The organism is Anaeromyxobacter sp. K (assembly GCF_000020805.1).
GTDB classification, from domain to species: Bacteria; Myxococcota; Myxococcia; order Myxococcales; family Anaeromyxobacteraceae; genus Anaeromyxobacter; species Anaeromyxobacter dehalogenans.
This window is the reverse complement of the sequence record NC_011145.1, coordinates 2292341-2314464: the sequence shown is the minus strand read 5'-3', so window position 1 is coordinate 2314464 and position 22124 is coordinate 2292341. Positions and strand designations below refer to the sequence as shown.

Here is a 22124-nt window from a genome sequence, read left to right as displayed (position 1 = left end):
CGTCAGGCGGCCAGCGACGACGCGCGCTCCGCGGCCCGGCGCGAGACGTCGCGCAGCGCGATCCGCTGCGCGAACCCGGCCGAGCCGACCACCACGCAGGCCACGCAGAGCACCGCCTCCGCGACCAGCGTCCCGCCGTCCACGTGGCCGGTGATGCGCGCGGTGGTGGTGATCAGATCGTAGAACAGCCACCCGAGGTTGTAGACCGCGAGCAGCGTCCAGGTGCGCTGCAGCGCCCCGCCGACGAGGCCGCGCGCCACCAGCGCCAGCGGGCCCACCGCGGAGAAGCAGATCATGTCGCCGGTCACCGACACCGCGGCGGCCAGCGCGTCCGAGGACAGGCCACCGCCGAGCGCGTCGCGCAGGTCGAGCGCGAGCACCGGGATGCCGATCACCAGGGCGCCGATCACCGTCGCCGCGCTGGTGCGGACGCTGCGCCGGTCGGTGAGCCCGAGCCCGGTCGCGGTGCGGCGGAAGGCGGCCAGGAAGAGGACCGCGCCCGCCACCGAGAACGCGTTGATGGCGACCAGGGTGCCGAGGCGGACCCACGGATCCGACAGCGCCGGCACGAGATTCCAGCTCCGCGCCGGGCCGTTCATGAACCGCACCAGCGTGGGCAGCGCCAGGGAACCGCCCGTGCATGCCCAGGCCTTCCAGAGCAGGTCGCCGGGGCGGAACGCGAGCGCCGCCGCCATGCATCCGGCCGCGCCGATCACCTGCCACCCCACCTGCAGGGACCACCAGACCTGGTCGGTCGGCCCGAGCGCCGCCACCACCGCCACGTGGATCGCGAGCGCCAGCAGCGGGAGCGCACCGAGCCAGCCCAGCCTCACCGGAGCGCCTCCTGCTGGCGCGCCGGGGCCGGTGTCGCCGGTGGGACGGTCGCGGGTGAGCCGGTCATGAGCGCGCATCTTCGCACGAGTCCGGGGACGCGCGCGAGCAGCCGTCGCCGATCGGGGCGGCCTGCCCCGCGCGAGACGCGGTCAGGGTCAGTTCAGCAGCCCGCTCACGTTGACGTCCACCCGGATGGTCGCCGTGACCTTCACCGTGGTGTTCACGTCCGGCGCGCTGCCGGTCGCCTCCACGGTGAGCGGCGCCGAGGCCGCGGTCAGGTACGGCTTCAGGTCCACGCCCGGGTTCACGTCGAGGTCCACCAGGGTGGTGCCCGCAGGCAGCGCCGAGATCCCCGACTTCGAGGCGAGCAGGATCCGCGGCTGGCCGGCCGTCTCGACGTAGATCGAGACCGAGTCCACCCAGGCCTCCAGGCTGTCGCCGGCGGTCACCTCCAGGGTGAGGCGGCGGAGCTTGGCCGAGTCCACGTCGCCCGGGTCGATGCCCTCGGCGCGGAGCTGGTCGCCCCCGCCGATGTCGAGCGCCTGGATCGCCGGGATCGAGCCGGCCGGCGCGCCGGGGACGCCGGGCACGTTCACCGACGCGGAGCGGGTGATGTCCACCTGGTCGAGGCGACCGCAGGCAGCGAGGGCGAGGGCGGCGGCGGCGGCGAGGGTTCGGGTCATCCCGACAGTGTAGCGTGCTTCCCCGCGCGGCCGAGCCCGCGCGCGGGGCGGCGCCGGGGTCGGCGAAGCTGCGCGCGTGTGCGCCAGCGGTGCTCCGGCCTCACCGGCAGCCGCGAAGGACGGGCATGCCGCGCGAGCCACGGTCCTACCGCGCGGCGGGCGCGCCGGAGGGCCGCGGCTCGCAGCGCGTGGCCTGCATCGTCAGATAGCCGAGGGCGAACAGCATCGCGGCGAGCAGGATCTTGCGGACGGAGGGCACGGCGCGAGGTTAGCACGCGCCCCCCTCGTCCGCGCCGCCGGCGCGCGTCACCCGCCTGCCGCGGCCCCTTCACTTTCTGTTGAACGACAGCCGCGGAGGAGCGGCGACGTCGCGGCGCGCCAAAGGAAACGGGCCGGACCTCGGGGATCTCTCCCGGAGCTTCCGGCCCGTCTCGGAGTGGGCGCTGCAGGGTTCGAACCTGCGACCCCTGCCGTGTGAAGGCAGTGCTCTACCGCTGAGCCAAGCGCCCTGGTGTTGCGAGGCGGCGAAGTATGCCGTCGGTCCCCGGGAGTGTCAACGGGATCAGCGCGAGCCGTCGCCGGGGCTGCCGGGCGGCGCGCCGCCGTCGCCGCGCCCGGATTCCTGGAGCTTCTCCGAGAGCTCGCGCGCCTTGCGCTTGATGCGGGCGAGCTGCTTCGCGAGATCCTGGTAGTCCTGCCGGCCGGGGATCCCGGCGGCGGCCATGACCCGCTCCTGGATCGCCTCGACCTGCTTCCGCCCGCGCTGCGCCAGGCCCACCGCGCGCGCCACGGCGTCCTGGCCGCGCGGGTCCTTGATGACCGTCTCGGCGGCCCGCGCCACCAGCCTGGTCCCGGCGTCGAGGAGCGAGCCGGCGATGCCCTTCCCTTCCCGTGCCATGCGCCCTCCCTACGGAAGCTCCGTCTGCACCGCCGCCAGCGCCGCGTCCACCACCCCGCGGTGCTGCGCGCGGCGGATGAGCGCCTCGAGGTCGCCCTCGACCTTCACCCGCCCGGACAGCGCCGCCTGCACCGCGTCCGCGCCGCGCAGGATGGCCTTCACCGTCCCGTACGGCGCCCGGATGACGTAATCCGGCTCGAGCTCGAGGAGCTCGTCCTCGTCGGCGAGCAGCCGCCACCGCGCGATGCGCCCGCCCCGCTGCTCGGCCCAGGCGGCGACCGTGCGCGGCCAGGCGGGCGGATCCGCCTCGACCACCACCGCCGCGGTGATGCCCAGGCCGCGCAGCGCGGTGCCGAGGCCCGGCTGCGCGTTCAGCGCGGCCACCAGCGCCTCGATCCACTCGCGCGAGCCGAACCGCATCCGTCAGCCTCGCTTCAGCCAGCCGAACAGCCCGCCGCGCCGCTCCTCGCCCGCCGCGGCGGCCGCGGCCTGCTCGCCGGCCGCCTGGCGGCGCCGCGCCTCCTCGGCCAGCGCGCGCTTCATGGCCTCGGGGGTGTCGCGGGTGGCGAGGCCGATCTCGGTCATGCCCTTGACCGGATCGTCGAAGCTCACCTTCAGCAGGCACTCCTCGTCGAGCTTGAAGTCGATGCGGCGGCCGGTGGCCGCGGCCGGGAGGCGGATCGAGCCGAGGAACTCGTGGTCCACCAGGAAGTCGGAGTCGCCCTGGTAGATGTCGATCTCGATGGGCTGCCCGGGCTCGCGCGGCGGCGGCAGGCGGAAGCTCTTGCTCGCCGGGATGGGCGTGTTCTTCTCGAGCACCTTGCGGAAGTGGCCGGTCGGGGTGGCGATGCCGATGGGCATGGAGAGCACGTCCACCAGCGTCACCGAGTCGATCTGGTCGAGCGAGTCGCCGAGCAGCGCCGCGCCGAGCGCCACGCACTCGTCGGGGTGGACGCCCTTGCGCGGCGGCTTGCCGAAGTGCTCCTGGATCTTCTGCTGCACGAGCGGCATGCGGCTCTGCCCGCCGACCAGGATGATCTCGTCGATGTCCTGCGGGCGCAGCCCCTTCTCCTCCATCACCTGGTCGCAGATCTCGAACGTGCGCTCGACCAGGTCGAGCGTCAGCTCGTTGAGCTGCTGGCGCGAGAGCGGCATCCGCACGTCGAGCGGCCGCCCCTTGCGCTCCTCGATGAACGGCAGGTCGATGACGACGTTGGGGATGAGGGACAGGTCGATCTTGGCGGACTCCGCGCCCTTCTTCACCCGCTGCATCGCGATGGGCGACTGCGCCAGGTCGATCTTGTGCTGGCGCCAGAAGTCCTCGAGCACGTAGTCGATGATCCGGTTGTCGAAGTCCACGCCGCCCAGGAACGTGTCGCCGCCGGTGGCGAGCACCTCGAACACGTTGCCGGAGAGCTGCAGCACCGACACGTCGAACGTGCCGCCGCCGAGGTCGTAGACCAGCACCTTCTGGTCGAGCCCGCGCGAGAAGCCGTACGCGAGCGCCGCCGCCGTCGGCTCGTTGACGATGCGCTTCACCTCGAACCCCGCGATGCGCCCCGCCTCGCGCACCGCCTGGCGCTGCGCGTCGGAGTAGTAGGCCGGCACCGAGATGATCGCCCCGGCCAGCTCCTTCTGCAGGAACGCCTCGGCGATGGTGCGGATGTGCGCGAGCACGAGCGCGCTGATCTGCGGGAGCGTGTGGACCTGCCCGCCGAGCAGCACCGCCGCCTCGCCGCTCGGCCCCTCCACGATGTCGTAGGAGTAGTAGTTGCGCAGCTCCTGCACGACCTTGGAGTTCCACTTGCGGCCGATGAGCCGCTTCGCGCCGTAGATGGTGTTCTTGGGGTTGGTGACGAGCTGGTCCTTGGCCACCCCGCCCACCAGCACGTCGCCCTTCTCGCTCAGCGCCACCACGGTGGGCAGGATCAGGTTGCCGCGGTCGGTCGGGACGACCTTGGGGATCCGGTTCCGCACGTACGCGACGCACGCGTTGGTCGTGCCGAGGTCGATGCCGATGATGGGCTTTTCCCGCGCGCCTGCCATGGCCCCGAAACCTAGCACGGAACCGGCGACACCCGAACCCGGAGCGCGAGCCGGCCCGGACTCGCCGCCGCCCTAGAACGGCACGTCGTCGCCGCCGCCCGGGTCCCCGCCGTCCGCCTCCACCGGCGCGGCGGCGTCGGCGGGCCCGCGCCTCGGCGCAGGCTCGCCGAACAGCGCGGGGACGACGCTCGGATCGCGCGGCGGGAGCCCGGTCGCCGGCGGCGGCGCCGCGCCCAGCGCCGCCGGGAGGCCGGGATCGTCGAGCTGCCAGCGCTCGAACAGCTCCGGCTCGGCGGGCAGCTCCTCGAGGAAGCGCGAGGCCTTCATGACCACCCGCTCGCGGTCCCGCGGCGCGGCGACCACCGGGTAGGTGAGGTACAGCTCGTCCTTCGCGCGCGTCGAGGCGACGTAGAACAGCCGCCGCTCCTCCTCCTCGCCGTCGGTGTCCTTCAGCGCCTGCGCCGACGGGAAGCGGCCGTCGGCGAGCCACACCACGAACACCGCCCGCCACTCGAGCCCCTTCGCCTGGTGCACCGACGAGAGGATCATCTTCTCGTCCGGCTCGCCGCCCTCCGACACCGTCTCGGCCGAGATCTCGGTGAGCAGCGCGATCTCGGAGAGGAACGCCTCGGTGTCCTCGTAGCCGCGCGCGTACTGCGCGAGCTGCTGGACGTCCTCGACGCGCTGGTCGGCGTTCAGGAACTCGGCCCGCAGGTACTCCTCGTAGCCGCCGTCCAGCACCTTCTCGATGGCCTCGCCCGGCAGGTCGGAGGTGGGCGGGCGGCCCAGCGCGCGCAGGAGCTGGGCCAGCCGGGTGTAGCCGGCGCGGCCCTTGGCCGGCACGTGCGAGGCGACGTCGGGCGCGAGCAGCTCGTCCAGCGTGCCGCGCCCGCGGCTGCGCCGCAGCGAGAACGCGCTCCACACCGCGTCGGCGGTGGCGGTGCCGACGCCGGGGGTGATCTTGAGGCAGCGCTTCAGCGCCAGCTCGTCGCCGGGGTTCCGCGCGAAGCGCAGGTGCGCGAGCACGTCCTTCACGTGCGCGGCCTCGAAGAAGCGGACCCCGCTGCGGACCACGAACGGGATCCCGCGCCGCGCCAGCTCGAACTGGATCTCCATCGAGTGGTGGTGCGCGCGGTACAGCACCGCGATCTCCGGCAGCGGGATGCCCTCGTCGCGCAGCTCCAGCACCCGCTGCGCCACGAACGCGGCCTGCTGCTGCACGTCGCGGCAGGGCACCACCGCGGGCAGCGTCCCGTCGCGCCGGACGCTCGACAGCTCCTTCTCGAACTGGCGGACGTTCGCGGCAATGGACGCGTTCGCGAGCGAGAGGATCTGCGGGGTGGAGCGGTAGTTGACGGTGAGGTCGAAGCGCCGGGCGTCCGGGTAGCGCTTCTCGAACTCGAGGATGTTCGCGAAGTGCGCCCCGCGGAACGAGTAGATGCTCTGCGCGTCGTCGCCCACCACGCACAGGTTGCGGTGCTCGGCGGCGATGAGGTCCACCACGTCGCCCTGCAGCCGGTTCGTGTCCTGGTACTCGTCCACCAGCACGTGGCGGTAGCGCCCGGCCAGCGCGCGGCGCACGTGCTCGCGCTCGGCGAGCAGGATCTTCCAGTTGAGCAGCAGGTCGTCGAAGTCCATCGCGTTGAGCGCGTGCTTGCGCTCCGCGTAGCGGCGGGCCACCCGCAGCACGTCGTCGGTGAGCGGCACGAACTGCGGGCGCCGGTCGGCGACGACGTCGGCGAGCGGGGTCTGGGTGTTCACCGCCATCGAGACGAGATCGATGAGCACGTCCGCCTTCGGGAAGCGCCGCGCGCCCACCGCCAGCCCGCACTCCGCGATGGCGGCGGTCATCACGTCGCGCGAGTCCTCGCGGTCGAGGATGGAGTAGCCGCGCTGGTACCCCAGCTCCGCCGCGTGCTCGCGCAGCACCTCGTGCGCCACGTGGTGGAACGTGCCGCCGGAGATCCGGCGCGTGTCCACCCGGCAGACCTCCTCCACGCGGCGGAGCATCTCGCGCGCCGCCTTGTTGGTGAAGGTGAGGAGGAGGATGCCCTCCGGCGCGACGCCGTCGGCGACGAGCCGCGCCACGCGCCAGGTGAGCGTGCGCGTCTTGCCCGAGCCCGCGCCGGCGATCACCAGGATCGGGCCGTCGCCCGCCTCGACCACGGCGATCTGCTGGTCGTTGAGCAGCCCCTGGTAGTTGAGCGCGCGGGCGGGCGGGGAGGCCGCCTTGAGCTGGTAATGCCGGGACATGCGTTCAGGGCAGCCAAGCTAGCAGGCGATATCGGCCGGGTCAAACCGGCGGCCCGTCCGCCGGCGGCGACTTCACGTTCCGTCAATTGCGGCCGAAAAGTTGGAGGCGCTCACCCCGCCGCATAGCATCCCACCCCGATGTCGCCGCTGCGCACGCTGCCCGTCGCGCTGGCCGGCCTGCTGGCCGCCTGCGCGGGCCCGATGCGCGCCGCCCGCGACAACCCCCTGCCCCCGCCCGCCCAGGGCCGGGCCGGCATCCGTGAACCGGATGCCGGCCCGGCTCGAGGTGTCGCGCCGGTCCGTGCCCGGGCCGTCCCCCGCACGCTGCCGCGCACCCTGGCGGTGGAGCGCGCGGTCGCCACCGCGGCGCGGCTGGTGGGCGCCCGCGAGATCGCGGTGGACGGCGTCCGCTACGGCGACGGCTGCGCCGCGCTGGTCCGCGCCGCCTACGCCCAGGCCGGCGCCCCGCTCCCGGCGGACGCCGACCCGCGGGGCCTCCACGCCCTGGCCCGCGACCGCGGCGCCGCCCGGCGCTGGGCCCCGGCGGCCGGCGACCTCGCGTTCCTGGCGGATCGGCCGGGCGGGCCGGTCGAGCACGTGGGCTTGGTCGAGTCGGCCGCCGGCGACGGCACCGCCGTCGTGCTTCACCTCACCGACCACGGCGTGGCCCGGATCCGCGTGAACCTCGGCAAGGCCTGGAAGCTCAAGGGCGACGATGGCCGCACCGTGAACGACCTGCTGGTGGTCGGCGGCGGCCGGCTCCCCGCCGGGCGGCTCCTGGTGGGCTACGCCAGGCTGCTCTGAGAGCGCCGCCCATTCGCGTGGAGCCCTGCTGCGGCGCACGCTGGCTGCCTGCGCCGGGCAGACTCGTCCCTGCGCTGCTCGACGTGCCGACGGGCACGCCTGCGCTGCTCGGTCCTCGTGTGCCCGGCTCGGCGACGCCATCGTGTGCCTCGCGACGGGCCCCACGCGAACGGGAGGCGCTGTGAGAGCACGTGAAACAGTCCCCTCCCGTCGCCGCGGCGGCCGATCCGCGTCGCATCGCGTCGTTGCTCCTCCCTCACATGCCGACGGGCATGCTCGGTCGTCGCGCCTCGCGCTGCTCGCGTCTCGACCGCCTGGCTCGGTCCGGGGATTGATTCACGCGCTCGGAGCGCCGGCGACGGCTCCGGCCACCACCTGCCCGCCCACCAGCGTGGCGACGACGCCCAGCCCCGGCAGCGCCTCCGCCGGGACCGCGAGCACGTCGGCGTCGAACGCGGTGAGGTCGGCGTCCATGCCCTCGCGGATCATGCCGCGGCGCCCCTCGGCGAACGCGGCCCAGGACGCACCTAAGGTGAATGCCCGCAGCGCCGCCTCGCGCGAGACCGCCTCCTGCGGCTGGAACGGCGCGCCCTCCGGACCGCGGCGTGCCTCGGCGGCGAACAGGCCGGCGCGCGGGTCGGGCGACTCGATGGGGAAGTCCGAGCCGAACGCCAGGACCGCCCCGGCCTCCGCGACGCTGCGCCAGGCGTAGGCGCCGCGGAGCCGCTCCGTCCCCTCCCCCAGCCGCGCCGGCACCCAGCCCGCGTCGCTGGTGGCGTGGACGGGCTGCATCGAGGCCACCGCGCCGGTCTCGGCGAGGAGCGGCAGGTCCGACGGCTGGACGATCTGGAGGTGCTCGATGCGCGGGCGCAGGGCCCGGAGCGCGGTCCCCGCGTCCCGGAACGCGTGGAGGACCTCGCGCACGGCCCGGTCGCCGATGGCGTGCACCGCGGGCTGCAGGCCGGCCCGCACCACCGCCGCGAGCCGCGCCCGGAGCTCGTCCGGCGCGGTGAGCAGCAGCCCGCGGTTCCCCGGGTCGTCGGCGTAGTCCTCGAGCAGCGCCGCGCCGCGGCTGCCCAGGGCGCCGTCGGCGAACAGCTTCACCGCCCGCACCTCGAGCCGGCCGCCCAGCTCCGGCGTCCCGCGCCACCGGGCCAGCTCCGCGTCCAGCACCGGGCGCGGCGCCAGCCCGTCGATCATGGCGTACACGCGCAGCGGCAGCCGGCCCGCCGCGGCGAGGCGCCGGTACGCGTCGAGGACCTCCGGCTCGACGCCTGCGTCGTGCACGCCGGTGAGCCCGAGCCGCGCCAGCTCCTCCAGCCCGGCGAGCAGCAGCTCCTCCAGCTCCGCCGGCCCGGGACGCGGCAGCCGCGCGATGACGAGGTCCATGGCGGCGTCCACCAGCACGCCGGCCGGACGGCCGGCGCCGTCGCGGAGGATGCGTCCGCCCGGTGGATCCGCCGTCCCGGGGCCGATGCCCGCGGCCGCGAGCGCGGCGGCGTTGACCCAGCAGGCGTGCCCGTCCACGCGAAACAGCACCACCGGGTGATCCGGCGCCGCGCGCGTGAGGGGCGCCGCGTCCGGAAATCCGCCCCCGGGCCAGCGGTTCTGGTCCCAGCCGCGGCCCCGGATCCAGCGCCCGGCCGGCGTGGCGCGGGCGCGCTCCGCCACCCGCGCCGCGCAGGCCTCGGCGCTCGCGGTCCCCTCGCAGCGGACCTCCCGCCGCGCGCGGGCGAGGCCGAGCACGTGCCCGTGCGCGTCCACCAAGCCCGGCACCGCGCTGCCGCCGCCCAGCTCGATGCGCCGCGCCCCCGGGGCCGCGCGCGCGGCGCACTCCGCCGCCTCGCCCACGCACGCGAAACGACCGTCGCGCACGAGCGCGGCCCGGGCGCGCGGGCGCGCCGGGTCGAGCGTGTGCAGCGTCCCGATCACCAGCAGATCGTCCATGCGGCCCCCGGCGCCCGCCGCGGGGCGCAGCGCGCTGTGTAGCGCCGCCGGGACCGCCTGTCACCCCGCCGCGCGTCGAGGCGGGACGGGCTCGGGGCGAGCCGGACTGCCGGCGACTCGCGGAGCGCCCATCGAGCCCCGAGCAGAGGACGACCCGACCGCGCCCGGCCGTCAGGCGGCCGGGATGCTCGGGCCGGCGCGCTCGGTGCGCTGCCAGGCGGCGCGCTGGCTGCGGCGCAGGAACCGCCACAGCCCCACCGCCAGCGCCGCGTTCATGGCGACGAAGTAGTGCGCCAGCGAGGCGAGCCGGCGCACCGGCCCCCGCAGGCCGGCCGCGCCGTGCCGGCCCGCCAGCGCGAGCCCGTAGAACGCCGCCTGGGCGAGCAGCAGCGCCCGGTAGCCCCACGCGCCGGGGGCCGCCGCGAGCAGCCCGTTCGCCACCGCCGCCGCGGCGAGCAGGAACGGCGCGGACCACCGCAGCAGCTTGTGCGAGACGAACGCGAAGCACAGGAAGCCGGTGCGCGGGTCGAGCAGCTCCGGCACGCGCGCCAGCGCCTGCCAGTTCCCCGCGCCGATGCGCGCGCGCCGCCCGAACTCGTGCCCCGCGTCCTCGGTGGTCTCCTCGAACGCGACCGCCTCCGGCTCGAACGGCACCTCCCACCCGCGGGCCGCGATCCGCACCGGGATGACGAAGTCGTCCACGATGGTGTCGGGCGCGAGCGGCGAGAACAGGATGCGGCGGATGGCGTAGATGCCGCCGTTCGCGCCCAGCACGCAGCCGTGCTTGCCCTCGTAGAACTTGATGGCGGTCTCGTACTTCCAGTACAGGCTCTCCTCGAACTCGCGGCGGGTCGGGTTGAAGAGCCGCAGCCGCCCCACCACCGCGCCCACGCCGGGCTCGCGGAAGCGCCGCGCCAGCGCGCGCAGCGCGCCCCGCTCCAGCATCACGTTCGCGTCGGTGAGCACCACCAGGTCGCCGCGCGCCTGCGGCACCAGCCGCGAGAGGACGCTCGCCTTCCCGGCGCGGGGCGTGAGCGCGTGCACCTTCACCCGCCCGCCGCCCACCTCGCGCGCGATCTGGGCCGTGCGGTCGGTGCAGCCGTCGCAGCCGACCACGATCTCGAGGCGGTCCGGCGGGTAGTCGAGGGCGAGGCAGTTCTCGATCTTGCGCCGGATCCAGGCCTCCTCGTCGAAGGCCGAGAACAGCAGCGTCACCGAGGGCCAGCCCTCGGCGGCGCGCCCCCGGCGGTCGTCGCCGCCGGACACGAAGCGGACGGCGGCGAGGGCCTCGCGCGCCCCGTCCCAGACGGCGAGCACGAGCGGGTACCCGACGTAGCTGAACGCGACGAGGGCGAGCGCGAGCCAGAAGATCGCTTCCATGGCGGCAGCGGGCGAGCAACCCGCGCGCCAGCCATCGGCCGCCTCTCGGGGCTAGTGGCCCCCGCCGAACTCCACCGGCTCCGGGGACGGTGCCGGGCGGGGGCGCGGGCGGGGCGGAGCGCCCGCCGGCGGCGCGGACGGGGCGGTGGCAGGGCTCGCGGAGGGCGCCGCGCCCGTGGGAGCCGGCGCGCCCGGTGCCGGCGCGGGGGCCGTCGCGGGCCTGGGCGGGCCGGTGACGGGGGGCGCGGTGGCCGGCGGCGCCGCCGGGCCGGCCGGGCGCTGGGCAACGCCGTTCCGCGGCGCGGGCACGCCGTTCCCAGCCGCGGGCGCCCCCTGCCCGCCCGCCGCGCCGGCGCGCCCGGGCGCAGGCGCCGGGAGGAAGCCGGACGGGGTGGCCGGCTCCGGCACCGCCGCGGCCGCGAGCTTCGCGCGCAGCGTGAGCGCGCCCTCGTGCCGCGGGTTCGCGGCCAGCAAGCCGTCGAGCGTGCCGATCGCCTCCTGGCGTCGCCCGAGCGCGCCCTGGGTGCGCGCGAGCAGGAGCCGTGCCCGGAGGACCTCGGGGTCGTGCGCGAGCAGCGCCGAGAGCGCGACCGCCGCCCGCTCCTGCGTGGCCCGGTCCTGCGCGCGCGCGTCCAGCGCCGCCTCGGCCAGGGCGAGCCAGGGATCGCCGGGGAGCCGCTTCCGCGCCTCGGCCACGGCGCGCTCGAGCCCGGCGCGATCCCCGGACCACGCCGCCAGCAGCGCCTGGGCCCGCGCCACCTCGGCCGGCGCCGCGTGCGCCGCCTGCAACCGCCCGAGCGCCTCCGCCGCGCCGGCGGCGAGCGTGCGGGCCTGCTCGGCCTGCGCGCGGGCGTCGGCGGCGAGGCCGTCCGCCTCCGCGCGGGCGGCCTGCTCGGCGGCCTCCCAGCCGGGCTGCTGCTCGGCCCGCAGGCGATCCCGCTCGGCGGCGCGCGCGGCCGCGCGCAGCTGCATCGCGGAAGCGCCCTCGCTCAGCTCGGCGGCGCGCAGGATCTCCGCCGCGGCGCGGTCCGCCTCCGGCGCCCGGTCCCGCGGCGCCAGGCGCAGCGCCTCGTCGAAGCGCGCGCGCGCCTGATCCAGGCTGGTGGCGTCGTCGAGCGCCATGAGCGCGAGCCCCTCGGCGCGCAGCCGGCCGGCCTCGGGCGCGTGGCGGCGCGAGAGCAGCAGCCACCCCGCCGCGGCCACGGCGGCCACGGCCGCGACGACCAGCGGGATGAGCCACTTGCGCCGGGCGCTCCAGCGGAGCCGGGCCTCGAACGTGCCGACGGTGTCCTTGTGGAGCACGGGCGCCCGCGTCACCGCCGCCTGCGTCGGCTGGGGCTTGTACACCGTCGGCCCGGACCGGGCCGCGCGGGAGGGCTCGGGCGCGTACGCGCGCGTGGCGGGGCGCGGCGGCTCGACCTCGCGCTCCGGCTCGTCCTCGGGCTCCGGCGCGGGCGGCGGCGGCGGTGGCGGCGCGGCGGCCGGCGGCTCGGGGGTGGACGCGGGGGGCGCGGCCTGACGGGCGGCCTCCGGCGGACGCGCCGTGAACACGTGCTGGCACCGCGTGCACTGGACCGCGGAGCCCTCGGGCGCGAGCAGCGCCTCGTCGAGCTCGTAGAGCGTCGAGCAGCGTTCGCATCGGATCAGCAAAACGACGTTCCTCCGCCCCCGGGTGGAGGAGCCTACCCCAGGGCCGGGCGGGTCGCTACGGCGCAGCCGCCTCGAACTGGAGCGCGGCGCGCGCCTGCTCCAGGCGCCGCGGGCCGATACCGCGCACGCGGCGGAGGTCGTCCGCGCTGCGGAACGGCCCGTCCTGCTCCCGGCTGCGCACCACCGCCTCGGCCAGCCGCCGGGTGAGCCCGGGGACGTGGGCCAGCTCGCGCGCACCGGCGGTGTTCGGGTCGATGGGCAGGGCCAGGACCAGGCGCTCGTCCGCCGCGAGCGCGCGGCGGCCCCCGGGGTCCGCGGCGCAGCCGAGCCAGTGGCGCGGCGGCACGCCGCGGCCCTCGGGCGCGCAGGCCGGCGGGGACGGCGGGGACTCCACCTGGACGCGAAAGCGCGCCGGCAGCAGGGTGGCGGCGAGCACGAGGGCGAGCGCGACGCGGCGTGGCATGCGGCGCGCCCGCTGCAACCCGGGAGCCGGCCCGGGCCGGATCGCACACCACGGCGGGTGCCCCAGCCGGAAGCGACGGCGGCCGGCGCCCGGACGGTGTAGGAAGGCGGCCGCCGGTCCATCCCAGCACGGAGCGCCCATGGAAACCCTCCTCCTCGACGGCGAGACCCTCACGCTGGAGCAGGTCCGCGCGGTCGCGACCGGGGCCGCCCGCGCCGCGCTCGCCCCCGCGGCCCGCGAGCGCGTGCGGCGTTCCCGCGCGCTGGTGGACGCCCGGCTCGAGGACGGCGAGGCGCACTACGGCATCAACACCGGCTTCGGGACGCTCGCCGAGGTCCGCATCCCGCGGGCCGACCTCGAGCGGCTGCAGCGCAACCTGGTGCTCTCGCACGCCGCCGGCGTGGGCGCGCCGCTGCCCCTCCCGGAGGCGCGCGCGCTGGTGCTGCTGCGCGCCAACGTGCTCGCGAAGGGCGTCTCCGGGATCCGCGAGCGCACGCTGGACCTGCTGCTCGCGATGCTCGAGCGCGGGGTGGTGCCGGTGGTGCCGGAGCGCGGGTCGGTGGGCGCGTCGGGCGACCTCGCCCCGCTCGCGCACCTCGCGCTGGTGCTGATCGGCGACGGCGAGGCGTTCCTCGCGCCGCCCGGCGCGGCGGGCCGGCCCGAGCGGCTCCCCGGCGGCGAGGCGCTGCGGCGGGCCGGGCTCGAGCCGGTGGTGCTGCAGCCGAAGGAGGGGCTGGCGCTCGTGAACGGCACCCAGGCCATGGCCGCGGTCGGCACGCTCGCGCTGCTCCGCGCCGAGCGGCTGGCGGCGCTCGCCGATCTCGCGGGCGCCATGACGCTGGAGGGGCTGCTCGGCTCGCACCGGCCGTTCGCGCCGGAGATCCAGGCCGCCCGCGGGCAGCCCGGCCAGATCGCCGCGGCGGCGCACCTGCGCGCGCTGCTGGCCGGCTCCGAGCTGAACGCCTCGCACCAGGGCCCGGGCTGCCACAAGGTGCAGGACCCCTACTCGCTCCGCTGCATGCCGCAGGTGCACGGCGCCGCGCGCGACGGCATCGGCTTCTGCCGCGGGGTGCTGGCGCGCGAGGTGAACGCCGCCACCGACAACCCGCTGGTCTTCCCGGACACCGGGGAGATCGTCTCGGGCGGCAACTTCCACGGCCAGCCGGTGGCGCTCGCGCTCGACGTGCTCGCGGTGGCCGCCTCGCACCTCGCCGCCATCTCGGAGCGCCGCGTGGAGCAGCTCGTGAACCCGTCGCTCTCCGGGCTGCCGCCGTTCCTGGCGCCCCAGCACGGGCTCAACTCGGGGTTCATGATCGCGCAGGTGACCAGCGCGGCGCTCGTCTCGGAGAACAAGGTGCTCTGCCACCCGGCCTCGGTGGACTCGATCCCGTCCTCCGCCGGCCGCGAGGACCACGTGTCGATGGGCATGACCGCCGCGCTGAAGGCGCGCCAGGTGGTGGAGAACGTCCGCACCTGCCTCGCCATCGAGCTGCTGGTCGCGGCGCAGGCGCTCGATCTCCGGGCCCCGCTCCGCCCCGCCCAGCGCGTGGCCGAGGCGCACGCCCGCCTGCGCGAGCGCGTCCCGCACCTGTCGGAGGATCGGGCGCTGCACCGCGACATCGAGGCGGTGTCGAGCCTGGTGGACGAGGGCGGGCTGGAGCTGTGAGCCTGGCCCGGGCCGCTGCCCGCACGGGCGGCGACCCCGGGCAGCCTCCCTACGCCACCGCCTGCGTCGGCGGGTTCAGGCAGAGCGCCCGGTTGAGCGCGATCACCGCCTGCTTGTAGTCCTTGCGGTCGATCACGAACTGCATGTTGGTCTGCCGGAGCGACTGCGAGAACGCGTTCACGTTGATGCCGTTCTCGGCGAGCGCCTGGGTGGCGCGGGCCAGCACCCCCGGGAAGGCGATGTTGCTCCCGATGACGCAGACGATGGCTGACGGGACCACCGTCACCTTCTGGTACTGGTTCTCGAGCTCCTCCAGGAACGCCGAGGAGATCGACTTCTCCCAGACCACGTGCGTGATCGAGTTCGCGTTGGTGGCCTTCAGGATGTACGAGATCCCGTGGCGCTGGAAGATCTCCATCACCCCGAGATCGAAGCCCACCGTCCCGACCATCGACGGATCGTGGATCTCCACCGCGCTCACCTTCGGTGAGCCGGCGATCACCTCGATGCGGGCCTGGCTGCCCACGTAGTCCTTGGTGATGAGCGTGCCGGGGTGCTCCGGCTCGAACGTGTTCTTCAGGCGGATGGCGATGCCGGCGAGCTCCATCGGCTTCGCGGCCTTCGGGTGGATCGCCTCCATCCCGACGTCGGCGAGCTGGTCGGCCACGTCGTAGTTGGTCATCCCGACCACCACCGTGTTCTGCGCCCCGACCAGCTCCGGGTCGGCCGAGGACAGGTGGTACTCCTTGTGGATGACCGCCTCGTCGGCCTTCAGCTCGACGGCGACCTTGCTGAAGGTGACCTCGGAGTACCCGCGGTCGAACTCCCGCATGATCCCCTCGACGCCCTTCGTGTACCCGGTGACCACCACCACCTGGCGGGTCACGTCCACGCCGGTGAAGCACTTGTGGATGCGCTCGTCGATGGTGAGCGGGTCGTCATCGTCGAAGCCGGAGAGGTCCATCAGGGAGGCCTCGACGCCCTTCGCCCGGAGGAGCTCCACGCTGTTGAACGCGCTGTGCGCCTCGCCCACCGCCGCGAGCATCTCGCGCGCGGCGAGCAGCACGCTGTCGCGGCGCACGTAGCCGCTCGCGAGCACGTGGCGCATGGAGTCGAGCAGCGCGCGCAGCTCCTTCATGCGCTTCTCGATGAACCCGTCGGCGCGGGCCAGGTCGAGCCCGAGCGGCGCGAGGCCGGCGTTGATGGCCTTCAGCTTGCCGGTGAGCGCCTCGATGGCGCTGGTGTAGTCGCCGCCGTTCGCGAAGCGCGCGTAGACGCCGGGCTCGCCGGTCTTCTTGTGCTCGAGGAGCTGGTTGGTGACGCCCGCGTACGCGGAGACGACGTAGACCCGGCCGTACACGCGGCTCGGGTCGCGCAGCATGATGTTGCGCAGCACCTCGTCGAAGCGGGACATCGAGGTGCCGCCGATCTTCTCGACGCTGATCATGCGAAGGGTTCCGGGGGACTGGGTGGCGGTGCGGGACTCGTGGCCTGGGATGGTCGGTCCGCGATGATACCCAAACGTGCGCCACATGCCACCCGCCCGGGATCCGGACGGGCGCACCCTGGGCCGGAGGACGCCTCGGCGGGCCCGAGACGACGGCGCCCGGACCCTCGGGCGTCGAGGATCCGGGCGTCGGGCGCCGGGGTGGCGCGTGGCAGCCTAGGCGGCGAGCACGGTCCGGCGGAGGTCGCCGCGCGCCGAGAACCGGAACGCGGTCACCGCGCCGACGCGGATCTCGTCGCCGTCCCGGAGGACGGCGGACCGGACCCGCACGCCGTTCACGAACGTGCCGTTGGTCGACCCGAGATCGGTGACCATCCAGGCGCCGTCCGGCCGGCGGGCGATGCGCGCGTGCAGCCGCGACGCGCCGCGGTCGTCCACGGGCAGGTCGGCCTGCTCGGCGCGGCCGATGGTCAGGCCGTCCGTCAGCCGCAGCACGCGCCCGAACGCGTCGAGGTGGCTGGCGAAGCTGCAGACCAGCGACGGCGCGGGGGTGGTTCCTGCGGGTTCGAAGGTGGCGAGCATGGGGACCTCCTCGGCTACTCCGAGATGGACACGTCGGCCGCGTTCAGGAAGACCTGCACGGGCCGGAACGCGCGCCCGTTCACCGAGCAGGAGGCGTGCGTGACGCCGTCCGCGCCCGCCGTGCAGCGGTCCGCGGCCAGCCCGGCCTGGACCATCGGGCCGCAGGAGCCCGGGACGCCGTGCTCGGCGGCGCAGCCGCGGGGCGTGGACACCCGCGGATCGAGCGACTCGGCCGAGAGCGCCACGTACACGCCGGAGCCGTCGAAGAGGTTGCCGAAGTACGTCGCCTCGCTGAACCGCCAGCCGGCGGTCTCCTCGGCGGTGACGGGGATGGCGGCGCCGCTGGGGTCGTAGCCGCGGACGGAGATCTGGACGTGCTTGCCGAACGCGTTGGTGTGCGCCGCGACGCAGGCGCTCACGAGCTCCTGCTCGGCGGCGGGGATGGCGGCGCCCGCGGACCACCGCGGCGCCAGGCCGAACACGCCCGACCACGCGTAGGACTTGCCGGCGTGCGCGTAGGACAGCGCGGCGCCGGCCGGCAGCGCGCACTGCGCCACGTACTTCATGACCATGTCCGAGTACGCGGCGTCGCGGTCGAACCAGGCGGCGAACGCCGGGGCGGCCATCGCGGAGCCGGTCAGGCCCGCGGCCGCGATCCCCGACGTGCCCGCGCCGAAGGCGAGGCCGTTGTCGAGCGGACGGAAGCCGTTGGTGTTGATGCCGTTGGTGTTGATGCCGTTGGTGTTGATGCCGTTCGTGTTGATGCCGTTCGTGTTGATGCCGTTCGTGTTGATGCCGTTCGTGTTGATGCCGTTCGTGTTGATGCCGTTCGTGTTGATGCCGTTCGTGTTGATGCCGTTCGTGTTGATGCCGTTCGTGTTGATGCCGTTCGTGTTGATGCCGTTCGTGTTGATGCCGTTCGTGTTGATCCCGTTCGTGTTGATGCCGTTCGTGTTGATGCCGTTCGTGTTGATGCCGTTCGTGTTGATGCCGTTCGTGTTGATGCCGTTCGTGTTGATGCCGTTCGTGTTGATGCCGTTCGTGTTGATGCCGTTCGTGTTGATGCCGTTCGTGTTGATGCCGTTCGTGTTGATGCCGTTGCCGACGAGACCGTTCGTGTTGATCCCGTTCGTGTTGATCCCGTTGGTGTTGATCCCGTTGGTGTTGATGCCGTTCGTATTGATGCCGTTGCCGACGAGACCGTTCGTGTTGATCCCGTTGGTGTTGATGCCGTTCCCGACCAGGCCGTTCTCGCTGGTGGTTGCGCGGGCGTGCGCGGCGACGGTGAGAAGAGCTGCGATCAGGAGCGAGCGGATGTAGACGTGCATGAGCTTTCCTCCTCCGTCGCCTGTCCACGCAGGGGTCCCCACCGCCACTCCCCCTCGCGCACCTTTGGGCACGGATCCGCACCACTTTTTGTCCCTTCAAACGGGTACGATATCCCTTGATCATGTGACACTCGTAGGGGGTATACTGTACGTGAAAGGGGCAGATCTGCGTCCCTAAGGATCACGTGGCTTTACTCCAAGCGGATATCGCGCACCCGTTCACGGGTTTCGCGCGACCCACCCGTGAGCGCGTCGTATGATGCGCTCCGTGAATGCGTCCGGACCGCCTCCACCGGCCCTTCCCCCGATCCCGGGGTTCGACATCGAGGGCGTGATCGGGCGTGGCGGGTTCGGCGAGACGCTGTCCGCCCGGCGGGCGCGCGACGGGGTCGCCGCCGCGGTCAAGATCGCGCAGGGCTCGACGCCGCGCGCGCGCGACCAGCTCTTCCGGGAGGCCGACGCGGTCCGCGCGGTCGGGCCGGCGCTGGCCCCTGCGCTCCTCGGCAGCGGGGTGCTGGACGACGGCCGCGCCTGGCTCGCGCTGGAGCTGCTGCCGGGCCCCTCGCTCGGAGACCGGCTGGACGCGCTCCGCGGCCCGCTGCCGGCGGACGAGCTGCGCCGGGTCGCGCTCGCGCTCGCCGAGGCGCTCGCGCTGCTGCACGGCCGCGGGTGGCGCCACCTCGACCTCAAGCCCCGCCACGTGTTCGTCCGGTCGGGCGCGGCCCGCTTCGTGGACTTCGGGCTCGCAGAGGGCCCCGCGGCGCAGGCTCCGGCGGACGCGCCGCCGGGCGCCTCCGCCGGGACGGCGGCCTACATGTCGCCGGAGCAGGTCCGCGGCGACGCGCTCGACGTGCGCGCCGACGTCTACGCCGCCGGCGCCATCCTGTTCGAGCTGGCCACGGGCTCGCCGCCGTTCGAGGGCGCTCCCGGCGAGCTGCGCCAGGCGCACCTCGCCCAGCGACCGCCGCGGCCATCGGAGCGTGCCGCGGTGCCTGCCGGGCTCGAGGAGGTGATCCTCCGCTGCCTGGCGAAGCTCCCGGAGCGACGCTACGCCGACGGAGCGGCGCTCCGGGCCGCCCTGCAGGCGGCGTTCGCGATCACGGCCGAGGTGCGCCCGCCGGCGGACGCGCCGCAGCCGACCGGGGTGCGGCGCCGCAACGTCGGCCTGCTCCGGGTCGGCTTCGACTCCGACGTGCTCCGGCTGCAGCGCGTGGCCCAGGCCGCCGGAGGCCGGCTGGCGCAGTTCGACACGCGCTCCGCCGCGGTGGTGTTCGAGCCCGGCGCGCGGGAGAACGCGGTGCGCCTGGCGCTCGACGGCGCGACGGCGCTGGTGCGCGACGCCGTGGCGACGCGCGCCGTCGTGGACCTCGCCAGCGTGTCGCTGGTCGATCTCGCCACCGGGCCCCGCTACTACCTGCCTCCGGAGCCCTGGCCCCCGCTGCACGGCGGTGCGGCGGAGGGCGCCCAGATCTTCCTGACCGCGCGCGCCGCGGCCGCGGTCCCGTCCGCGCGCGTGGCGCCGCGGCCGGACGGGCTGCTCCGACTGCTGGACGACGACGACGTGGACGCCCCGCTGCCCATGCTGGTGGGCCGCGCCGCGGTGCTGGAACGGCTGGTCGCTGCCGCCGCGGCCGCGCTCACCGGGCACGCTCCGGGGGTGGTCTCGGTCACCGGCGAGGCCGGCATGGGCAAGACCGCCCTCGGCGCCGAGCTGGCGGCACGGCTGCGCGCGCTCCCCGGCACGCCGGAGGTCTTCGAGGTCCGCGCGCGAGACGGCATGGTCGGCCAGGACGAGACGCTGCGCGCGCTGCTCGCCTGGGCCCTGCGCCTGCCCCCCGGGGCGCCGCCGCCGGCCGATCGCGGGCGCGCCGCGCTCGCGAACCTGCTGCCGGATGCCGGCCGGGAGTCCTGGGCGCCGGTCGCGCTCGCGCTCGGCTGGATCGACGCGGACGAGCCGGTGCTCCGGCAGTGGCGCGCGGCCCCCGGCGCGCTGCGGACCGCGGCCATGCGCGCCGCGGGAGAGGCGCTCCGGGCCAGGGCGCGCGCCCGTCCGGTCTGCGTGCTCGTCGACGACGCGCACTTCGCCGACGCCGCGGCGCTCGACGCGCTGGAGTTCGCCGCGCTGGCCGAGGCGGAGGTGCCGCTGTTCGTGTGCGCGCTGGCACGCCCGGCGCTCGGCATCGCGCGGCCGGGCCTGGGCGAGCGCGCCGCGCAGCAGCACCGGATCGTGCTCGGGCCGCTCGGGCCGGACGAGTCCGGCGAGCTGTGCCGGCGGCTGCTGCTCCCGGCCGAGAACGTCCCGGCGCGCGCCGTGGCCCGGCTGGTGGAGCGATCGCGCGGGATCCCGGTGCTGCTCGTCGAGCTGGTGCGCGGGCTCCGCGCGCAGGGGCTGGTGCGTCAGCAGGGACCGCAAGGCAACTGGTACGTGGCGACCGACGAGCTGGAGCGCGTGCCCGACCTGCCGCTGGTGGACTGGCTGGCGCGGCAGGAGATGGCGCTCCTGCCCGAGGCGCTGGCGGCGCACGCGCGGCTGGTGGCGCTGCTCGCGGACGAGGTCTCGCGCAGCGAGGTCGCGGGCGTCGTGACCGAGCTGGACCGCGACGGCCTGGGGCGCTCCATGAGCCTCGACCCCGAGGTCGCGACCCGCCGCCTGCTCGAGCTGCGGGTGCTCGTCGAGCGCGGAGACCGGGTCGCGTTCCGGCACCCGCTGCTCCGCGACGCGGTGGCCGCGTCCGCCTCCGACGACGAGCGCCGGGCGGTGCACCGCGCCGCGTTCCGCTACTACCTGCTCGTCACCACCATGCCCGACGGCGAGCGGCTGCCGCGCCTCGCGGTGCACGCCGAGGCGTGCGGGCTGCGCCCGGAGGCGGCCTCGCTCTGGCTCCGGATCGCCGAGGGCCTGCGCGGGCGCCACGCGTACCTGGAGGCGGAGACCCACTACACCCGCGTGCTGACCCAGCTCACGGCGGAGGACGATCGCGGGCGCTTCGTGGCCCTGCGCGGGCGTGGGCTGGTGCGCTACCGGCTCGGCCGGTACCGGGACGCCATCGTCGATCTGGGCGCCGCCGCCGCGGTGGCGCGCACCGTGGGGGATCCGGTCGGCGAGGTGGAGTGCCTGCTCGACGAGGCGACCGCGCTGGACTGGATGAACGACTGGGCGGCCTCGGCCGAGCGGCTCGCCCAGGCCGAGCGGATCGCCGGGCAGAGCCCGGGCCCGCTCGTGGCGGTGCGCCTCACGCTGGCGCGGGGCCGCGCGCTCCTGCGGCGCGCGCGGGTCCGGGAGGGCGCCGCGGCCGTGGAGGCCTCCGCCACGCTCGCCGAGCCGCTCGGCGACGAGGGCTACGAGACGCTGATGGTCGCGCTGGTGATGGGCGGCGCAGTGTTGCCCAGCCTCGGCCGGACCGCCGACGCCGAGCGGACGTTCGGGCGCGCGCTGGCGCTCGCGAGCGATCGCGGGGACGCGCTCCACCTCGCGTCCGCGCTGAACAACCGGCGCAACGTCTGGATCGCCCGCGGCGACCTGGAGCGTGCGCTCGAGGACGAGGCCGCGTTCCTGCGCATCGGCCGCGATCTCGGGATGATCGGGATCGAGTACGTCGGGCAGTTCAACATGGGCGAGCTGCTGTACCAGGCCGGCGCGCCCGACCGGGCGCTGCCTCACGTGCACCGCGCGGTGGAGCTGGAGCGGCGTCACCCGGAGATCGCGGGCAAGCCGCTCGCCCGGCTGCTGATGGCCCGCCTGCTGGCCTGGGGAGGCGACGCCGAGGGCGCGCGCGGCTGGCTGGCGGAGGTGCGGGAGGTGGAGGCGCGCTCCAGCGCCGGCGCGGTCCTCGCGCCCTCCGACGAGGTGCTCGCGGCCATGGTGGATCTCACCGCCCGCCGGGCCGGCGCGGCGGAGTGGGACGCGCTGAGCGCCAGATCGCGCGGCACCTCCATCGACCAGGAGGCGCTCGAGGTGCTGGAGCTGCGCGGCCTCGCCGCGCTGCGCGACGGGCGGGGAGCGGAGGCGCTCGCCGTGCTCGAGGAGGCGCTCCGGCTGGCGGACGGGATCCCCAACGTGATGCGGCGCCGCCTGGAGGCGTCGCTCGCCCGCGCCCGTGCGCCGGCGGCGCCGCCCGGCGACCGCCCCGCCTGACCGCCGCG

16 protein-coding genes and 1 tRNA gene are annotated in these 22124 nt (G+C 75.4%); 3 read left to right on the top strand and 14 right to left on the bottom strand.

Annotated features, from left to right (window positions below; genetic code table 11):
* Positions 1–2 precede the first annotated feature (2 nt).
* From ANAEK_RS10325 to ANAEK_RS10290, 7 genes are all read right to left on the bottom strand, one after another.
* Positions 3–833: a hypothetical protein gene (locus ANAEK_RS10325; protein WP_012526086.1), complete on the bottom strand. Its 831-nt coding sequence runs from the start codon at positions 831–833 to the stop codon at positions 3–5.
* Positions 834–989: 156 nt separating this feature from the next.
* Positions 990–1517 (bottom strand): hypothetical protein, encoded by a 528-nt coding sequence (locus ANAEK_RS10320; protein WP_012526085.1) that lies wholly within the window; start codon positions 1515–1517, stop codon positions 990–992.
* Positions 1518–1954: 437 nt separating this feature from the next.
* Positions 1955–2026, bottom strand: a tRNA-Val gene (locus tag ANAEK_RS10310).
* Positions 2027–2079: 53 nt separating this feature from the next.
* Positions 2080–2415, bottom strand: a complete 336-nt coding sequence (locus tag ANAEK_RS10305) for a hypothetical protein (RefSeq protein ID WP_012526084.1) — start codon at positions 2413–2415, stop codon at positions 2080–2082.
* Positions 2416–2424: 9 nt separating this feature from the next.
* Positions 2425–2835, bottom strand: a complete 411-nt coding sequence (locus tag ANAEK_RS10300) for an SCP2 sterol-binding domain-containing protein (RefSeq protein WP_012526083.1) — start codon at positions 2833–2835, stop codon at positions 2425–2427.
* 3 nt (positions 2836–2838) lie between these two features.
* Positions 2839–4461, bottom strand: a complete 1623-nt coding sequence (locus ANAEK_RS10295; protein ID WP_012526082.1) for an Hsp70 family protein — start codon at positions 4459–4461, stop codon at positions 2839–2841.
* Between the two features lie 72 nt (positions 4462–4533).
* Complete coding sequence (locus ANAEK_RS10290) at positions 4534–6714, bottom strand: ATP-dependent helicase (RefSeq protein ID WP_012526081.1); 2181 nt, start codon at positions 6712–6714, stop codon at positions 4534–4536.
* A 138-nt stretch (positions 6715–6852) separates the two neighbouring features.
* On the opposite strand from ANAEK_RS10290, the gene ANAEK_RS10285 reads away from it, so the two are divergent.
* Entirely contained in the window at positions 6853–7518 is a 666-nt protein-coding gene (locus tag ANAEK_RS10285; RefSeq protein WP_012526080.1) for a CHAP domain-containing protein, read from the top strand.
* Positions 7519–7854: 336 nt separating this feature from the next.
* Here ANAEK_RS10285 and ANAEK_RS10280 read toward each other — a convergent pair whose 3' ends face one another.
* The 4 genes from ANAEK_RS10280 to ANAEK_RS10265 form a co-directional block, all read right to left on the bottom strand.
* The gene (locus ANAEK_RS10280) at positions 7855–9465 is read right to left on the bottom strand and encodes an amidohydrolase (protein ID WP_012526079.1); all 1611 of its coding nucleotides are present in this window, start codon (positions 9463–9465) and stop codon (positions 7855–7857) included.
* Between the two features lie 171 nt (positions 9466–9636).
* The gene (locus ANAEK_RS10275; protein WP_012526078.1) at positions 9637–10845 is read right to left on the bottom strand and encodes a glycosyltransferase family 2 protein; all 1209 of its coding nucleotides are present in this window, start codon (positions 10843–10845) and stop codon (positions 9637–9639) included.
* Between the two features lie 51 nt (positions 10846–10896).
* Entirely contained in the window at positions 10897–12495 is a 1599-nt protein-coding gene (locus tag ANAEK_RS10270; protein ID WP_012526077.1) for a zinc-ribbon domain-containing protein, read from the bottom strand.
* 55 nt (positions 12496–12550) lie between these two features.
* Entirely contained in the window at positions 12551–12958 is a 408-nt protein-coding gene (locus tag ANAEK_RS10265; protein ID WP_012526076.1) for a helix-hairpin-helix domain-containing protein, read from the bottom strand.
* A gap of 139 nt (positions 12959–13097) precedes the next feature.
* Between ANAEK_RS10265 and hutH the strand changes: the two genes are divergently transcribed.
* Entirely contained in the window at positions 13098–14624 is a 1527-nt protein-coding gene (hutH, locus tag ANAEK_RS10260) for a histidine ammonia-lyase (protein WP_012526075.1), read from the top strand.
* A gap of 49 nt (positions 14625–14673) precedes the next feature.
* On the opposite strand, the gene ANAEK_RS10255 is transcribed toward hutH, so the two are convergent.
* From ANAEK_RS10255 to ANAEK_RS10245, 3 genes are all read right to left on the bottom strand, one after another.
* Entirely contained in the window at positions 14674–16071 is a 1398-nt protein-coding gene (locus ANAEK_RS10255) for an aspartate kinase (RefSeq protein WP_012526074.1), read from the bottom strand.
* A 216-nt stretch (positions 16072–16287) separates the two neighbouring features.
* Positions 16288–16653 carry an FHA domain-containing protein gene (locus ANAEK_RS10250; protein WP_012526073.1) on the bottom strand — a complete coding sequence of 122 codons (366 nt, stop codon included), beginning with the start codon at positions 16651–16653 and terminating at the stop codon, positions 16288–16290.
* 14 nt (positions 16654–16667) lie between these two features.
* Positions 16668–17981 (bottom strand): hypothetical protein, encoded by a 1314-nt coding sequence (locus ANAEK_RS10245; protein ID WP_012526072.1) that lies wholly within the window; start codon positions 17979–17981, stop codon positions 16668–16670.
* Positions 17982–18240: 259 nt separating this feature from the next.
* On the opposite strand from ANAEK_RS10245, the gene ANAEK_RS10240 reads away from it, so the two are divergent.
* Positions 18241–22116 carry a serine/threonine-protein kinase PknK gene (locus ANAEK_RS10240; RefSeq protein WP_232288443.1) on the top strand — a complete coding sequence of 1292 codons (3876 nt, stop codon included), beginning with the start codon at positions 18241–18243 and terminating at the stop codon, positions 22114–22116.
* Positions 22117–22124: the final 8 nt, after the last annotated feature.

Bases quoted from the DNA above. Each gene is read 5' to 3' on its own strand.
- ANAEK_RS10280 (WP_012526079.1), bottom strand. From the start codon at position 9,465: ATGGACGATCTGCTGGTGATCGGGACGCTGCACACGCTCGACCCGGCG.
- ANAEK_RS10305 (WP_012526084.1), bottom strand. From the start codon at position 2,415: ATGGCACGGGAAGGGAAGGGCATCGCCGGCTCGCTCCTCGACGCCGGG.
- ANAEK_RS10265 (WP_012526076.1), bottom strand. From the start codon at position 12,958: ATGCCACGCCGCGTCGCGCTCGCCCTCGTGCTCGCCGCCACCCTGCTG.
- ANAEK_RS10300 (WP_012526083.1), bottom strand. From the start codon at position 2,835: ATGCGGTTCGGCTCGCGCGAGTGGATCGAGGCGCTGGTGGCCGCGCTG.
- hutH (WP_012526075.1), top strand. From the start codon at position 13,098: ATGGAAACCCTCCTCCTCGACGGCGAGACCCTCACGCTGGAGCAGGTC.
- ANAEK_RS10285 (WP_012526080.1), top strand. From the start codon at position 6,853: ATGTCGCCGCTGCGCACGCTGCCCGTCGCGCTGGCCGGCCTGCTGGCC.
- ANAEK_RS10245 (WP_012526072.1), bottom strand. From the start codon at position 17,981: ATGCACGTCTACATCCGCTCGCTCCTGATCGCAGCTCTTCTCACCGTC.
- ANAEK_RS10255 (WP_012526074.1), bottom strand. From the start codon at position 16,071: ATGATCAGCGTCGAGAAGATCGGCGGCACCTCGATGTCCCGCTTCGAC.
- ANAEK_RS10250 (WP_012526073.1), bottom strand. From the start codon at position 16,653: ATGCTCGCCACCTTCGAACCCGCAGGAACCACCCCCGCGCCGTCGCTG.
- ANAEK_RS10240 (WP_232288443.1), top strand. From the start codon at position 18,241: ATGCGCTCCGTGAATGCGTCCGGACCGCCTCCACCGGCCCTTCCCCCG.
- ANAEK_RS10275 (WP_012526078.1), bottom strand. From the start codon at position 10,845: ATGGAAGCGATCTTCTGGCTCGCGCTCGCCCTCGTCGCGTTCAGCTAC.
- ANAEK_RS10295 (WP_012526082.1), bottom strand. From the start codon at position 4,461: ATGGCAGGCGCGCGGGAAAAGCCCATCATCGGCATCGACCTCGGCACG.
- ANAEK_RS10320 (WP_012526085.1), bottom strand. From the start codon at position 1,517: ATGACCCGAACCCTCGCCGCCGCCGCCGCCCTCGCCCTCGCTGCCTGC.
- ANAEK_RS10290 (WP_012526081.1), bottom strand. From the start codon at position 6,714: ATGTCCCGGCATTACCAGCTCAAGGCGGCCTCCCCGCCCGCCCGCGCG.